The organism is Streptococcus mitis (assembly GCF_003942965.1).
GTDB classification, from domain to species: Bacteria; Bacillota; Bacilli; order Lactobacillales; family Streptococcaceae; genus Streptococcus; species Streptococcus mitis_BH.
This window is the reverse complement of record NZ_RJOG01000092.1, coordinates 1-554: the sequence shown is the minus strand read 5'-3', so window position 1 is coordinate 554 and position 554 is coordinate 1. Positions and strand designations below refer to the sequence as shown.

1 protein-coding gene is annotated in these 554 nt (G+C 56.5%); it reads right to left on the bottom strand.

The genetic code is table 11. The annotated features are described in order from the left end of the window. Positions 1-554 (bottom strand): hypothetical protein (locus D8837_RS09595; RefSeq protein WP_185755711.1); only part of this gene is annotated, 554 nt, incomplete at both ends.

Below are 554 nucleotides of genomic sequence, written 5' to 3'. Positions count from 1 at the left end.
CTAGTGCATCGGCTTCGGCATCAACCAGTGCGTCGGCTTCAGCAAGTACGAGTGCCTCAGCTTCAGCAAGTACCAGTGCGTCAGCATCGGCATCAACCAGTGCGTCAGCATCGGCATCAACCAGTGCGTCGGCTTCAGCAAGTACGAGTGCTTCAGCTTCAGCAAGTACAAGTGCATCAGCCTCAGCGTCAACAAGTGCATCGGCTTCAGCAAGTACCAGCGCGTCAGCCTCAGCAAGCACAAGTGCCTCGGCTTCAGCAAGTACTAGTGCGTCAGCATCGGCGTCAACAAGCGCCTCTGCATCAGCAAGAACCAGTGCATCAGCATCGGCATCAACCAGTGCGTCGGCTTCAGCAAGTACAAGTGCCTCAGCTTCAGCAAGTACAAGCGCGTCGGCTTCTGCAAGCACTAGCGCGTCGGCTTCAGCAAGTACCAGTGCTTCAGCATCGGCAAGTACAAGCGCGTCAGCTTCAGCAAGTACGAGTGCCTCAGCTTCAGCAAGTACAAGCGCGTCGGCCTCAGCGTCAACAAGTGCCTCAGCTTCCGCATCAACC